Origin of the sequence: Pseudomonas fluorescens, assembly GCF_902497775.2 — a bacterium.
Lineage (GTDB): Bacteria > Pseudomonadota > Gammaproteobacteria > Pseudomonadales > Pseudomonadaceae > Aquipseudomonas > Aquipseudomonas putida_F.
The window spans coordinates 1625355-1639000 of record NZ_OZ024668.1; the positions used below are offsets into that span (position 1 = coordinate 1625355).

Consider the following 13646-nt stretch of genomic DNA (forward strand, 5'->3'; position numbering starts at 1 on the left):
CCAAGAGCCCGTCAGTATACAGCAGCTGCCAAGGTTGGGTTTACGCGCGATGGCCCCGCCTCAGAACGTGTAATCCACCGTCGCAAAATACGACCGTGGCTCACCCATGATCCACTGCTCACCGCTATGCGCAGTGGCCGCATAACGCCGGTCCAGCAGGTTGTTCAACTGCAAGCCCAGGCGCACGTCCGGCAGTACCTGCCAGCCGAGGTTGGCATCGACCACGGTAAAGCCCGGCACGCTCTGGCTGTTGGCGGTGTTGGCATAGCGCTCATCGACATAACGCAGGCCCATGCCGGCATCCACGCCATGGCGCAAGCCTTTGTTCACCCACAGGTTGGCGGTACGCCGTGGCACGTTGCTCGGCCGATTGCCGGCACGGGAAACGGTTTGGCCATTCACCGTCTGGTCGAAATCGTCGTACTTGGCGCGCACCACCGAGGCGTTGGCCGAGACATGCCACTGGTTGGCCAGGGCCAACTCCAGGGTCGCTTCCAGGCCATTGGAAGTCTGCTGGCCGGCCTGTTCCTTCTGGTGGGTGTCGGGGTTGTCGACCAGCAGCTTCTTCTTGACGATGTGATAGGCCGCCAGGGTCCATTCGCCGCGGCCGTCCCAGAACAGCTGCTTGAGGCCGAACTCGGTCTGCTTGGCTTCAGTCAGGTCGAATTTTTGCTGGGTCGGGCTGAGGGTGACCAGGTCGCTGACACCATCCTCGCTGGTGGAGTACTGGCCGTACAGGCTCAGCGCGTCATTGACCGCGAACACCAGCCCGGCGCGCCAGTTGCCGCCGTTGAGGCTGCGGTCGGTGCGGGTGTCGTTGACCAGGTTGTTGCGGTCGATGTGGTTGTTGTCGCGGCGGATGCCGGTGACCAGCGACCAGCGCTCGGACAGTTGGGTGCGGTTCTCGGCGAACAACGCAAAGGTGCGGGTGGTGCTGTCGGTTTGCGGGCGGGTCGGGTCTTTACTGTGAAAGTAACCGGGCGCCGGGCTCCACGGGTCGATGAAGTCGCCGCCGATGTCGTTGTACGGCGAGTTGCTGTCGATGCCGAAGCGGATGCGGTTGTACTCGGCGCCGACCACGGTCTTGCTGGCAAGGCCAAACAGCGAATGGTCGAAGGTGAAGCTCTGGCGGTCACCGATCTGTTCCTGGTCGTGCTTGATTTCCAGGTAGCTGCCGCGCTCCAGTTGGCCGACGTCGCTGTTCCAGGTGTAGTCTTCGGCGTTGCGCCAGTGCCGGCGGCTCTTGATGTAGTACAGCTGGTTGCTGGCGCTGATCGAGTCGCTGATGGTCCAGTCGGTATTAAGGCGGGTCCACTCGTCGTGGTAGTGCTGGGCCGAATCCTTGAGGTTGTAGTTCTTCTTGCGCAGGCTGTCGCGGTAATGGCCGTCGATCAGCGGCGTGCCGAAGTAGTTCATCGGGTCGGCGTCGCCGCGCTCGTGGGCGAGGGTGAAGCTCAGGTCGTCGCTGGCATCGAAACGCAGGGCGGCGCTCATGGCCAGGTTCTTCGAGTCACCGCGGTCGATCCAGCCGTTGCTCTCCTGACGGTTGAGGGTCACCCGGTAGCTCAGCCGCTCGCTCAGCGAACCGCCGCTGTCCAGGCCCAGTTGCTGGCGGTCGTAGGAGCCGTAGCCCAGGCGCAGGTGGTTGCGGATCTCGCCGGCAAACGGCTTTTTCGGGATCACGTTGATCACAGCGCCAGTGGCGCCTTCGCCGTACAGCACCGAGGCCGGGCCACGGATCACGTCGATGCGTTCGACCATCCACGGGTCGACCGGGAAGCTCTGGGTACCGGCACCGGTGTACATGCGCGAGCCGTCGAACAGGGTCATCACCGAACCATGGCCGCTGAAGCCGCGGGCCGACAGGGCAGTGTTGCCGTTGCCTGGCGTGCCCACCGAGGTGATCCCCGGCGAGCGGGTCACGGCGTCCTGCACGGTGAGGTTGTTGCGCCCTTCGATGACTTCGCTGCTGAGGCTGCTGGTGCTGGCCGGGGTGTCCATGGCGCTGAGGTTCAGGCGCGAACCGGCCGGCAGCGGGGTGGCCAGGCTGACGGTTTCGTTGTCGCTGTTGCTGGTGATGGCCGTCGAGGGCAGAGCCAGGGCAGAGGGGCTGCTGTCATCGGCGAAAGCCGGCACAGCGAAAGCCAGGCAAGGGGCCAGAGCATTGGCCGCCAGGGTGTGAAGCTTGGAATTACGGGACATGTCGTTCCACAGTCAACAGGAATGAATGAATCCCGGAGGGAACAACGCATGGAGGCAAGGCGCGCGCGCAGGCGAACGCCAACCGGCCTGCGCCCGCCCACCGCGGGGTTGCCAAACAAAAGCTTCAGGCCGGTCTCCGGGCTTGCGAGGGTCGTGAAGGCCTTCACCTTCCCATGCCGTGGCACAGTGGTGTTTCGAAGGCTTCGCTCGCTTACCGTTGCGGGGGCAGCGCCGGACTAGTCATTGGCATGACGCACCGGCTTCCCGTTTCACCCTGCGCACGGCGGCGCAGGACACCTGAAACTGGCGCGCATCTGAACATTGAACGTCTTTGCAGTCAATGACTTGCGAAGCGTCGCGGGTCAGCACAGTCAATACAGATTCAACGCCCGCGCTTGCGTGAAACCACCGCCTCGATGTTCTTGCGCCCGATCAGCATCGGCTGCTTGGGCTCTTCCAGCCACTTGTACATCACCAGGCTGTCGACCAGGCCCAGGCGTGCGTGGCGAAAGGCGTTGGGCAAGCGCCCGACCACCGCAAAGCCGAGCTTTTGCCACAAGGCCAGCGCCACCTCGTTGCTCGACACCACCGAGTTGAACTGCATGGCCAGAAACCCCAGCTCCCGCGCCAGACGCTGCGAGTGTTCGCACATCAACCGCGCCACGCCGCGCCCACGGGCGGCGTCGCAGACCATGTAGCCGCAATTGCTGACATGGTTGCCGGGGCCGGCGGCATTGGCCTTGAGGAAGTAGGAGCCCAGCAGCACGCCATCCTCTTCGGCCACCAGGGTCTGCAGCGGCGTTTCCAGCCACAGCTGACGGGCTTGCTCCTGGCTCATGGCCGGGTCGAAGGCATAGGTTTCGCGGGCGCTGACAATGGCCTGGAAGGTCGGCCAGAAAAGCTCGAAGTCAGCGGCGGTCATGGGGCGGATGTGGATCATGGAGGTTCCTGAAAACGGTTCGCCCGCTAGCTTATGCGAAAACGCCAGGAAGTGGGTGAGGCGCGGCGCTTGCCGCGCACTCACTTGTGGGGTGGTTACTGCCCGGCCTTGCCCACGGCATCCATGGCCCGTGCCGAATACACCAGTGCCGCCCCGGCGTTCATCGCCACGGCCACGCCCAGGGCTTCGGCGATTTCCTCGCGGGTCGCGCCGTGCTTGACCGCCTGGGCCGAGTGCACGGCGATGCAGCCGTCACAACGGGTGGTGACCGCCACCGCCAGGGAGATCAGCTCGCGGGTCTTGGCGTCCAGGTGGTTGGTCTTGGCCCCGGCACCGCTGGCGGTCAGGTAACCGTTGACCGTGTCGGGAGAGAGTTGCTTGAGATCGCCGATGCCGGCCATCAACTGATTACGGTAGGTATCCCAGTCCATCATGCTCATTGTCTTCACCTTGGTGTGGTTGGCAACTAGAACAGTGAAGCTAGTTTTTTTGCCGGCGGGGCGCCGTTGGTCGATGGTCTGGGAAAGGCAGGACTTTGGGAGGGGATCCAGCGCGGAGCGAGCCGCTCCTGTAGGAGCGGGCTTGCCCCGCGATGGCGACTTATCAGATATAGATGAACACCAGCACCAACGCCGCCACCACCGCCCATTTCTCCAGGTAGTAACGGGTACGGTTGCGCTTTTTCAGCGCCTTGCCGCGTTCGCGGACCTTGTAGATGCGGGTGAACAGGCGGTTGATACCGCCGGTCTTGTCGCCGGCATCGTTCGGCGCAGCCGCCGCAGCCATCACATTCTTGCTGAACCAGCGGTTGAACGCCGTGGCCCAGCGGTACTTGAGCGGGCGCTCGACGTCGCAGAACAGAATGATGCGGTTGTGCTCGGTCTGGTTCGAGGCGTAGTGGATGTAGGTCTCATCGAACATCACGCCCTCGCCGTCGCGCCAGGCGTAGTTCTCGCCGTCGACGCAGATGTAGCAGCCGTCGTCGTTTGGCGTGTCCAGGCCCAGGTGGTAGCGGTACGAGCCGGCATAAGGGTCGCGGTGACGGACCAGCTTGGAGCCCGGTGGCAGGGTAGCGAACATCGCCGCCTTGACCGTGCCGATGCCTTGCAGCAGTTCGGTGGTGCGCGGGCACAGCTTCATGGCCGAAGGGTGGCTCTCGCCGTACCACTTCAGGTAGAAGCGCTTCCAGCCGCTCTTGAAGAACGAGTTGAAACCGACGTCGTCGTAGTTCTGCGAGCTCTTGATCTCGCCGACGTGCAGCAGTTGCTGGGCCTCGGCGCGGATCTCTTGCCAGTTGTCCTGCAACGGCTTGAGCTCGGGGAACGATTCGACCGGCAGGTAAGGCTTGGCCGGCAGCTTGGAGAACAGGTACAGGAACACGTTGACCGGGGCCAGGAAGCTCGAATGATCACCCAGCTGACGGGTGATCTTGTGCCTGACTTTACCGCGAAAATGGACGTAGGCAATCGAGAAAACAAACAGTGAAACAAGGAAGATTTTCATGGGCGGGTACTTATCGATGTGGCGATGCGCCATGGCATAAGCCCGCCAGCATAAACAATCGCGCCCACGGTTTGTACTAAATGTTACCGGTTATGTGCTCGACCATAGTGCTAGGCCCATGGCTTTGCGTTAACGATTCAGCATCATCCGGATGGTTCAAGTAGGGCCCCAGGTCGCCGGCCGCCTGGGCCTGCAGCACGCCAACCACCACCTCTATACCGGCTGCCTCGAGCAGGGCGATCCCGGCGCCGGCATTGCGTGGATCGGGGTCGAGCATGGCCACGCACACGCGCTGGATGCCGCGTTTGGCCAAGGCTGTGGCACAGGAGGGGGTGCGACCATGAAAGGAACAGGGCTCCAGGGTCACGTAGGCTGTAACCCCGTCGGCTTCGCCTTCCAGTTGGGCCATGGCCATGGCTTCGGCGTGGTGTTGACCGGGGGGCTGGGTGAAACCGCGGGCAATGATCTGGCCGTTGCGCACCAGCACACAACCCACCGGCGGGTTGGGCAGGCAAGCGGGCAGGGCGCGGCGGCCTTCGCTCAGGGCCTGGTGCATGAACAGCTTATCGCTGGGTGAAAAACAGTCCATTGTCGTTCAGCTCCTGGGGCAAAGGGCTGAGCATAGACCGGGCTTGCAGAGGTTGCTCGCCGCCGTGAGGTGTCTGGCGGTAGAGTCAGCAACTGGAGCCTAAAAGCACAGGATGACAAGGCATGGAACCAGGCATTGGCGAAACCGGTGAGCCGTTCAAACGGCTGTTTTTTGCCCTCGAATGCCTACCGCAGCAGCGCCGGGCGATTGCCCGCTGGCGCAGCGAGCTGGATATGGATACCGGGCGGCCGGTGCCGTCGGCGAATTTCCACCTGACCCTGATGTTCGTCGGTGCGGCGGGCACGGCGCAGTTACCGGCGATCCTTGCGGCCGCAGCGGGGGTGAAAGTGCCGGGTGAGCCGCTGACGCTGGTGCTTGACCGGCTTGAGGTGTGGCGTTCGGCCAAGGCGTTGATGCTGGTGCCCAGCCAGCCGCCGGCGGCGTTGCGCCAGTTGGCCTATGCCCTGCAGCAGGCGATGCTGCCCTTGGGGTTTGCCCAGGACCCACGGGACTACCGCCCGCACCTGACCCTGGCCCGCGACTACCGTGGCAGCGAGCCGGAGGCGCTGGTGCCGGCAGAGTTTGTCCTGCGCGCGCGGCATTTCACCTTGTTCGAGTCGCGCAAGAGTCAGTACTGGCCGCTGGCGCAGTGGCCGTTATAGCGTCACTGCGGCTATCTGCGTTGCCTGGTTTTACGACCGCTTCGCGCTCGATCGCTGGCAACCTAGAACTGCGGTGTGTACTTCACGGTAAAGGTGAAGTTGCGCGGGTCACCGAAGTTGTTGTTGCCGTTGAGCTGGTTGTAGGCGGCGATGTAGTAGTGCTTGTCGAAGAGGTTGTTGGCGTTCAGCGACAGGCCTACTTGCGGGGTTGCCTGATAGGCCAGGCGCGCATTCCACACGGCGTAGCCGGGCACGTCGTAGGTGTGCTCGTAGCCCAGGGTATGCGACTGCGCGGTAAAGCCCAGGCCGGTGCTGACCTTGCTCCAGTCACCCGGCAGTTGGTAGTTACCCCACATGCGCAACATGTGCTTGGGCGTCCAGGTGCTGAACACCTTGCCCTTGTTGTCCGGGTCGTCGAGGTAGGTGGTGGTGTTGTAGGTGTAGCCGGCAAACAGCTGCAGGCCGCTGAGCACTTCGCCGCTGACTTCAGCCTCGATGCCCTGGCTGCGCACCTTGCCGGCGGCGGTGGAGCAGTACCAGTCATCGCAGGCAAAGCCTGAGGCCTTGTCGATGATCGCGCGGTTTTCCTGGTCGTAGCGGAACACCGCCAGGGAGGTATTGACGCGGCCATCGAGCAATTCGCCCTTGATGCCCATTTCGTAGTTGCTGCCAATGATCGGCTTGAGCGCCGCGCCGCCGACGCTGCGTTCGGTCTGTGGCACGAAGACGTCGGTGTAGCTGGCGTACAGCGACCATTCGCGGCTCAGGTCGTAGACCATACCGATGTACGGGGTAACTTCACCGCTTTCGGTCATGGTGCTGGTCGGGCTGACCGAAGGGGCGCGGGTGACACCGGCATGCATGGTCGTGTCATAGCTGTAGTCGAACCAGCTGACCCGCGAACCCAGCACCAGGGTCAACGGTTCGGCCAGCTTGACCCGCCAGGCGCCATACAGGCCTTTCTGGCGCACGTCATAGGCACTGCTGAAACCACGGCCGTTGGGCTTGTCGAGCAAGCTGTCGTAGCTGATATCCGGGCGGTGATGGTCGATATCGAAGATGTTGTCAGTGCTGTCGTTGAACGTGCGCGCGAACAGATCATCGGTGGTCAGCTTCGAGTAGTTGCCGCCCAGGGTGATTTCCTGCTCGAGGTTGAAGGCGTTGAATTTGCCCACCAGGTTCATGTCGACACCGACCTTGGTGGAGTCGAAATCGGTCACCCAATCGGCATAGCTGACACCGCTGCCATCGAAGTTGATGGCATCGTCAACGGTCTGTACCCGCTGGTGGGTCGACTTGTTGCTCTCGCTCATGCGAATGGCACCAACGTGGAATTTCCAGTCGTCGTTGAAGCGGTGCTCAAGGTCGGCGTACAGGGTGGTGACGTCGATTTGCGAATGGTTCCAGCGTGAGCCGGTAAAGGTCGAACGCGGCACATCCAGGCCGCTGCCGTCGGCATAGCGCGGCAACCCACGCAGCATTGGCCGCGACTCGCCGTTGGACTGGCTGACCGCGAAGCCCAGGGTGGTGGCTTCGTTCAGGTCGAAGTCCAGCGCGCCGTACAGCGAATGGGTCTTGCTCCATTCGTAGTCGACGAACGAATCGCTCTGATCCTCGTCGGCGACGAAGCGCCCGCGCACAGTGCCGGCATCGTTCAACGGTCCGCCGGCGTCCAGTTGCAGGCCGTAGTGGTCCCAGCTGCCGGCCTTGCCGGTGACGGTCACGGTCGGCGTAGCCTGGCCGCGCTTGCGCACCAGGTTGACGGCGCCACCTGGGCTGCCGGTGCCTTGCAACAGGCCGGAAGCGCCGCGCAGCACTTCCATGCGGTCGAAGAAGATCAGGTCCTGGGTCGCCCAGTTGCCCAGCGAATAGGTGTTACGCGGGATCGCCACGCCGTCGTACTGCCAGTCGTCGATCTGAAAGCCGCGCGAATAAATGATCAGGCCTGGGCCCACGCCCTGCAGGCCGACCAGGCCGGTGGTGTGGTTGACCGCGTCCTTGAGGTCGACGATGTTCTGATCGTCCATCTGCTGGCGGGTCATCACCGTGACCGACTGGGGAATTTCCCTGAGGGTATGGCTGCCCTTGCCAATGGTCGTCGCCCGCGCCGCATAGGAGCCGCTGCCCTCGGTGGTGGCCGCATCGAAACCGCTGCCGCTGATGCTGGTCGCACCCAGCTCCAGAGCGTTGCCGGCGTCGATGCTCGGCAGCACGCTGAAGTTGCCCTGTTCGGTGACCATCAATTGCAGGCCGCTGCCCGCCAGGGCCTTTTGCATGGCCTGCACGGCGTTCATCCTGCCGACGATCGCCGGGGCCTGCTTGCCCTGTACCAGCGCCGGGTCCAGGGACACAATGCGCCCGCTTTGGCTGGCGATGGCATTGAGGGTACTGGCCAGGGTGGCCGCGGGCAGGTTGAAGCTCAGGGCCTGTTCCTGGGCCTGGACGGTGCTGGCCAGCGTGGCCAGGGCCACGGCGACAGGAAGGGCGTGGGACCAAGGGTTGAGCACGGAATTCTCCTGATTATGTTGGCGTGTCAGGAGATAGGTGCGATGAGAAATGAAAACCGGACACAAATACGAGTGATTTTCATAAATTATTTTTGTACCGGGGTTTTCGCTCGAATCAGCGTCAGCCACGGGCTGTACTGATCGACCTTGACCGGCAGGGTTTCGGCCAGCGCGGTGAAGGCTCGCTGCGGTTCGTCCAGGGGGAATACCCCTTGCACGCGCAGCCCGCGAACTTCGGGTTCGACCCGGACAAAGCCACGGTAGTACGGGCGCAGCGCCTCGACCACCGACTCGAGGGAATCGTCCAGCACATTCAGGCGCCCGCTCAGCCAGTCGGCGCGATGCCGCTCGCCATTGCCCAGGGTTTCGATGCGCTCACCCCTCAGCAGCGCGGCCTGGCCTTCCTGCACATCCAGCTCGCTGCCATTGAACAGCCGCGCCCGTACCGAATGCTCAAGCACCACCAGGCGCGTGGCCTGGGCCTCCTGGCTGACCAGAAAGCGCGTGCCCAAAGCGCGCATTTCACCCTGGGCACTACGCACCCGCAACGGTCGCTGCGGGTCGGCGGCGACCTGGATGATCAGCTCGCCACGGCGCAGGATCACCAGCCGCTGCTGCCCATCGAACTGCAGGTCGACGGCGCTGCCGGCGTTCAGGCTCAGGCGGCTGCCATCGGCGAGGGTGAAGTCGCGGCGTTCGCCCTTGGCCGTGCGCAAATCGGCCAGCAGCGCTTCGCCCACCTCACTGCGCGCGCCCAGCCACAGGCCACCGCCGAGCACGCCGATGCCGACGAAGGCGCGCAGCAGTTCGCGCCGCGAGCCGTTGGGCTGCAGCAACAGCTGGCGAACCTCACCGGTGTGACCCGGGGCGCGGCGCTCGAAATTGCGCACGGTCTGGCAGGCTCCGCCCAGGCGTTTCTGCAAGCGTGCCCAGGCCTGGGCGTGGGCTGGGTCGCTGCCCAGCCACTGGCTGAAGTCGCTGTGCAACTGGGCGTCGGTGTTGCCCGAACTCAAGCGCACCATCCAGTCGATGGCGGCTTCTGCGCTGGGGTCGAGACGGCGCTGGCTCATGGCGCCAGCTCACTGAGGTAGCACTGGCTCAGGGCCTGCTTCATGTAGCGGCTGACCGTGCGTTCGGAAAGCTCGAGCTTGCGCGCGATATCGACGTAGCTCATGCCGTCGAGCTGGCTGTAGAGGAAGGTGGCCTTGACGATCATCGGCAGGCCGTCGAGCACCTGGTCGATGCTCACCAGGGCTTCGATCAGCAGCAGTTGCTCTTCGGGGGAGGGCGCCAGCGGCTCGGGCAGGGCCGACAAGCGCTCCAGGTAAGCTTGCTCAAGCTGGCGACGGCGATGGCGGTCGAAGATCAGCCGGCGGGCAATGGTCGACAGGTAGGCGCGCGGCTGCTGGATGCTCGCTGGGTCGACCTGGGCGGCGAGCATCTGGCAGAAGGTCTCGGCGGCGGTGTCTTCGGCATCGGCGCGGTTGCGCAGGCGCTTGTGGATATGCTGCAGGAGCCAACGGTGATGGTCGCTGAAAAAGAAGCCCAGCTTGCGGGTGGAAGAGGTTGGCACCGGTTGGCATTCCCGAAGGTGTGAGTGTGAATCGTTCTCAATATTAACTGTGTGGCGAGGGCAGGTGCAATCACCAGCGTTGGCGCCGGTTTACAATTTTCCTACAGACCGCTTGGGGGCGCAGTAATAGGGTGACGGCCAGACGAATCAAGGGAAGTGAGAATGGACCTGTCACGCTCCGGCCTGCAGTTCACCCTGCGGGAAAACTTCAAGCACGATGCACGCCTGCGCGCCAGCTTCAACGCCTTGACCCAACAGACGTTCGAGTTCGATTTCGAGCAGTGGTATCAGGACGGCTATTGGGGGGAGGGTTGCCAGCCCAGTGTGCTGGTCCACGAAGGGCGGATCGTGGCCAACATCTGCGCCAACCTGATGAATCTCGACGTGCTGGGTGAGCACAAGCGCTGCATCCAGCTGGGTACGGTCATGGTCGCGCCGGCGTATCGTGGCATAGGTCTGAGCCGCGTGCTGCTGGAGCGGGTACTGGACAGGTGGCGGGGCCAATGCGACCTGCTCTACCTGTTTGCCAACGACACAGTGCTGGATTACTACCCCAAGTTCGGGTTTCACCGGGTGCTCGAACATGAATACAGCGCAGTGCTGACGCCCTCACCCCAGCCTTGCCGTTTCCATAAGGTCGACATGGACGACGTGCTGGAGCGTCAGCGTTTCATCAGCGCAATCGAAAGCGCCGTACCTGCTGCACGTCTGGCGATGCGCAGTAATCCCGACCAGACAATGTTCTATTGCACATCGTTTTTCAAAGACTGCGTCCACTACTCGGCAGCGCTGCAAGCCTATGTGGTGATGGAAGTCGTCGATGGCGTGATGACGCTGTATGAGGTGTTCGCCAGACAAACACTCGACCTGCAGGCACTGATTGCACAATTGAGCACACCCCAGACCATCCGCGTGGTACTGGGGTTTACGCCGCTGGATGTCAGCGGCTTCGAGGCGCAGCCGCTTGAGTCGGATGACAGCCTGTTCGTGCTCGGCCAGGCCGGTCAATTCATCGAGGACACCAGGCTGATGCTGCCGTTGCTGTCACACGCCTGAGCCGCTCAGGCCTGAGCCGCTCAGGCCACCACCGGAATAAGCGGGTCGGCAGCCGCCAGGGCAATGCTGCGATCAGCCACGGGCGGGTAGATCCACACCGAGTTGATCTGCTGCTTGAGCGCCTTGGCTTCGTCCTTGATCAGCTTGACCTCGCGCGCCCAGCCTTCGGTGTACACCGCGCCCCAGGCGCCCAGGTCCAGGCAGGTGACGTACTTGGGCTGGCGGTACGGCACCGGTTCGACGCCGAGCAGGTCGGCAGCGACGTTGTTGCCCGAGTGCCGGCCCAGGGCGATGGCGTGCTGGCAAGTCATCAAGGCGTGGTTGCCCAGATCGTCAGTGGCGGCGTAGGCCACGTCACCGGTGGCGAACACATGCGCCTGGCCAATGACCTTGAGGTTGCCGTCGACATGCAGGCGGCCATGGCCATCGCGTTGCCCGGGTACTTGCGTGGTGAGCGCGCTGGCGCGTACGCCGACGGTCCAGACCACGGTGCTGGCCTCGATGCGCTGACCGTCGGCGAGGGTCACGCCGTCGGCATCCACTTCGGCCACCGAGGCATTGAGCCGCCACTGCACCCCCAGCGCCGCGCTGGCTTCGACGATCGCCGGGCTGATGCCTTCACCCAGGGCCGCGCCGATTGTGTTGCCGCGATCGACGATGATCACCTGCACCTGGGCATCCTCGCCCAGCACTGCCCGCAGGCGGGCGGGCATTTCGGTGGCGGTCTCGATGCCGGTGAAGCCGCCGCCGGCCACCACCACGGTATTGCGTGCCGTTGATGCGGGCCGCTGGGCCAGCGCCTTGATGTGCTGCTCCAGGCGGTTGGCCGATTCGATCTGGTCGACGTCGAAGGCGTGCCGGTCAAGCCCGGGCAGGTCTGGCCGGAACACGCCGCTGCCGCTGGCCATGACCAGGCGATCGTAGCCAAGCACCTGCTGGCGGCCCTGGCCGTCGCGGTAACCGACGCGCTTGCCGGTGACATCGATCTCGTCCACTGCGCCCTGGATGAAGTTCACGCCCACGGCGGCAAACAGTTCAGCCAACGGCACTTTCATTTGCTGCACATCGGGTTCGTAGAAGCGTGGACGAATGCGCAGTTCGGCCTGGGGCGCGAGCACGCTGACGCTGACGTCGTTGCGCCCGTGCTGGTCCAGCAGGCGGGTGGCGCTGAGGGCGCTCCACATACCGCCGAAGCCGGCACCGATGATCAGGATGTGCTGTTTCATGTTCTGCTCCGAAAGGAAGGGCTGGTGTTTGCCGGTCGCTGGATCGTCGTACCCTGTGCTGGGCAACTACGACTTTATTGGTCGTAGTTATGCGGTGCAAGTGTTTTTTTACGAACGGTGTGCGCAAGCCTGGGTTTGCTGGCTGATGTTGGTAGCTGGTAGAATTGGCGACACATTCAGTCGGAGATAGTCATGTCCCTGTATAGCGCCGGCGTCGAGTACGGCTTGCATTGCCTGCTGTTTCTGGTCGACGACCTGGGCGAAAGCCGCGAAGCCAGCGTGCGCGACCTGGCCGAGCTGCAGGGGGTGCCCCACGAATACCTGGCCAAGGTCTTCACTAAACTGGCCAAGGCCAAACTGGTGGTGGCCACCGAAGGCGTGCGTGGCGGCTTCAGGCTGGCCCGGCCGGCAGACGAAATCACCGTGCTGGATATCGTCTCGGCCATTGACGGGCACAAGGTGATCTTCGATTGCCGCGAGGTCCGCGACCGTTGCACGTTATTTGACGGTGCGCCGCCTGCCTGGGCCATCGATGGCACCTGCGCCATTCACGCGGTGATGCTCACCGCGCAAAAACGCATGGAGGAAGCCCTGGCCCAGCAGACCATCCTCGACCTGTCGCGGCGCCTGGGGCGCAAGGCGCCGGCGCTGTTTTCCACCCAGGTGGTGAAGTGGATCAACGACCGGCGCGACAGCAAGTAAGCTGTCGCTTCAGGCAGGCTCGGCGACTTCGGCAAACAGCCTGCGACCGTGCTCGAACATGCGTTGCAGGTGGGCGCCGGGGTCGGCGCTTTCCGACTCCAGCAGCAAGCTCGAGCTCAGCACCCGGGCGCCGCAGTAGTCGAAAATGCCGTGATCGATCTGGGCCTTCATTGCCTGCTCATAGCCGTGTTTGCTGAAGGTCGCGGCATCGGCGCCACCGACACCGACCAGGTGGACGTTCAACCGGCCAAGCATTTTTACCAGCGGCGCCTGGGTGCTGAAGTCGAATGCCCAGCCATTGCTGAACACCCGGTCAATCCAGCCCTTGAGCAGCGCTGGCATCGACCACCAATACACCGGGAAGACCAGCACCAGAGCGTCGCTGCGGTCGATGCGTGCCTGCTCGGCAAGCACATCGTCGGCAGGCGCTGCGGTGCGATGATGAACGGCATGGTCGGCGGGGCCGAACAGCGGGTTGAAACCTTCGGCGAACAGGTCGGCGACCTCGGCGCTATGGCCGTTTTGCGCCAACCCTTCGACCAGCTTGGCGGCCAGGCTGTGGGTCAGCGAGCATGGATCATGATGAGCGACAACAACAAGCGCGTGCATGGCAAGGGCTCCTGCGGATTGCGGGGAAGGGGGGAAACTTGTAAGCTGGACGTAAGTTACCTTTGGTAAGTTACTTT

At 63.5% G+C, this 13646-nt stretch carries 13 protein-coding genes and 1 riboswitch; of the genes, 3 read left to right on the top strand and 10 right to left on the bottom strand.

Features of this window, described 5'->3' with window-relative positions; all coding sequences use genetic code 11:
- Positions 1–60 precede the first annotated feature (60 nt).
- From F8N82_RS07520 to F8N82_RS07540, 5 genes are all read right to left on the bottom strand, one after another.
- Positions 61–2202: a TonB-dependent receptor gene (locus tag F8N82_RS07520; protein WP_038994626.1), complete on the bottom strand. Its 2142-nt coding sequence runs from the start codon at positions 2200–2202 to the stop codon at positions 61–63.
- Between the two features lie 110 nt (positions 2203–2312).
- Positions 2313–2518: riboswitch (cobalamin riboswitch) on the bottom strand.
- A gap of 66 nt (positions 2519–2584) precedes the next feature.
- A complete protein-coding gene (locus F8N82_RS07525) occupies positions 2585–3142 on the bottom strand; it encodes a GNAT family N-acetyltransferase (protein WP_038994627.1) in 558 nt (185 codons plus the stop codon).
- Positions 3143–3237: 95 nt separating this feature from the next.
- A complete protein-coding gene (locus F8N82_RS07530; protein ID WP_038994628.1) occupies positions 3238–3582 on the bottom strand; it encodes a carboxymuconolactone decarboxylase family protein in 345 nt (114 codons plus the stop codon).
- A gap of 163 nt (positions 3583–3745) precedes the next feature.
- Complete coding sequence (lpxO, locus tag F8N82_RS07535; protein WP_038999279.1) at positions 3746–4645, bottom strand: lipid A hydroxylase LpxO; 900 nt, start codon at positions 4643–4645, stop codon at positions 3746–3748.
- A gap of 76 nt (positions 4646–4721) precedes the next feature.
- Positions 4722–5234 carry a bifunctional diaminohydroxyphosphoribosylaminopyrimidine deaminase/5-amino-6-(5-phosphoribosylamino)uracil reductase RibD gene (locus F8N82_RS07540; RefSeq protein WP_038994629.1) on the bottom strand — a complete coding sequence of 171 codons (513 nt, stop codon included), beginning with the start codon at positions 5232–5234 and terminating at the stop codon, positions 4722–4724.
- 122 nt (positions 5235–5356) lie between these two features.
- Between F8N82_RS07540 and thpR the strand changes: the two genes are divergently transcribed.
- On the top strand, positions 5357–5896 hold the full coding sequence (gene thpR, locus F8N82_RS07545; protein WP_038994630.1) for an RNA 2',3'-cyclic phosphodiesterase: 540 nt from the start codon (positions 5357–5359) through the stop codon (positions 5894–5896).
- Between the two features lie 62 nt (positions 5897–5958).
- Here thpR and F8N82_RS07550 read toward each other — a convergent pair whose 3' ends face one another.
- From F8N82_RS07550 to F8N82_RS07560, 3 genes are all read right to left on the bottom strand, one after another.
- Positions 5959–8403, bottom strand: a complete 2445-nt coding sequence (locus tag F8N82_RS07550) for a TonB-dependent siderophore receptor (RefSeq protein WP_038994631.1) — start codon at positions 8401–8403, stop codon at positions 5959–5961.
- 86 nt (positions 8404–8489) lie between these two features.
- A complete protein-coding gene (locus F8N82_RS07555) occupies positions 8490–9473 on the bottom strand; it encodes a FecR domain-containing protein (protein WP_038994633.1) in 984 nt (327 codons plus the stop codon).
- Complete coding sequence (locus F8N82_RS07560) at positions 9470–9976, bottom strand: sigma-70 family RNA polymerase sigma factor (protein WP_038994634.1); 507 nt, start codon at positions 9974–9976, stop codon at positions 9470–9472. The genes F8N82_RS07555 and F8N82_RS07560 overlap by 4 nt, the downstream gene beginning before the upstream one ends.
- A 162-nt stretch (positions 9977–10138) precedes the next feature.
- Between F8N82_RS07560 and F8N82_RS07565 the strand changes: the two genes are divergently transcribed.
- Complete coding sequence (locus F8N82_RS07565) at positions 10139–11032, top strand: GNAT family N-acetyltransferase (protein ID WP_038994635.1); 894 nt, start codon at positions 10139–10141, stop codon at positions 11030–11032.
- A 20-nt stretch (positions 11033–11052) separates the two neighbouring features.
- Here the strand turns inward: F8N82_RS07565 and F8N82_RS07570 are convergent, their stop codons facing one another.
- On the bottom strand, positions 11053–12258 hold the full coding sequence (locus F8N82_RS07570; RefSeq protein ID WP_038994636.1) for an NAD(P)/FAD-dependent oxidoreductase: 1206 nt from the start codon (positions 12256–12258) through the stop codon (positions 11053–11055).
- 192 nt (positions 12259–12450) lie between these two features.
- Between F8N82_RS07570 and F8N82_RS07575 the strand changes: the two genes are divergently transcribed.
- Positions 12451–12960 carry an RrF2 family transcriptional regulator gene (locus tag F8N82_RS07575; protein ID WP_038994637.1) on the top strand — a complete coding sequence of 170 codons (510 nt, stop codon included), beginning with the start codon at positions 12451–12453 and terminating at the stop codon, positions 12958–12960.
- A gap of 9 nt (positions 12961–12969) precedes the next feature.
- Here F8N82_RS07575 and F8N82_RS07580 read toward each other — a convergent pair whose 3' ends face one another.
- Positions 12970–13569: an NAD(P)H-dependent oxidoreductase gene (locus F8N82_RS07580; RefSeq protein ID WP_038994638.1), complete on the bottom strand. Its 600-nt coding sequence runs from the start codon at positions 13567–13569 to the stop codon at positions 12970–12972.
- Positions 13570–13646 lie beyond the last annotated feature (77 nt).

What these genes read in the sequence shown, in the direction of transcription:
- F8N82_RS07520 (WP_038994626.1), bottom strand. Translation starts at nt 2,202, where the DNA reads ATGTCCCGTAATTCCAAGCTTCACACCCTGGCGGCCAATGCTCTGGCC.
- F8N82_RS07525 (WP_038994627.1), bottom strand. Translation starts at nt 3,142, where the DNA reads ATGATCCACATCCGCCCCATGACCGCCGCTGACTTCGAGCTTTTCTGG.
- F8N82_RS07530 (WP_038994628.1), bottom strand. Translation starts at nt 3,582, where the DNA reads ATGAGCATGATGGACTGGGATACCTACCGTAATCAGTTGATGGCCGGC.
- lpxO (WP_038999279.1), bottom strand. Translation starts at nt 4,645, where the DNA reads ATGAAAATCTTCCTTGTTTCACTGTTTGTTTTCTCGATTGCCTACGTC.
- F8N82_RS07540 (WP_038994629.1), bottom strand. Translation starts at nt 5,234, where the DNA reads ATGGACTGTTTTTCACCCAGCGATAAGCTGTTCATGCACCAGGCCCTG.
- thpR (WP_038994630.1), top strand. Translation starts at nt 5,357, where the DNA reads ATGGAACCAGGCATTGGCGAAACCGGTGAGCCGTTCAAACGGCTGTTT.
- F8N82_RS07555 (WP_038994633.1), bottom strand. Translation starts at nt 9,473, where the DNA reads ATGAGCCAGCGCCGTCTCGACCCCAGCGCAGAAGCCGCCATCGACTGG.
- F8N82_RS07565 (WP_038994635.1), top strand. Translation starts at nt 10,139, where the DNA reads ATGGACCTGTCACGCTCCGGCCTGCAGTTCACCCTGCGGGAAAACTTC.
- F8N82_RS07570 (WP_038994636.1), bottom strand. Translation starts at nt 12,258, where the DNA reads ATGAAACAGCACATCCTGATCATCGGTGCCGGCTTCGGCGGTATGTGG.
- F8N82_RS07575 (WP_038994637.1), top strand. Translation starts at nt 12,451, where the DNA reads ATGTCCCTGTATAGCGCCGGCGTCGAGTACGGCTTGCATTGCCTGCTG.
- F8N82_RS07580 (WP_038994638.1), bottom strand. Translation starts at nt 13,569, where the DNA reads ATGCACGCGCTTGTTGTTGTCGCTCATCATGATCCATGCTCGCTGACC.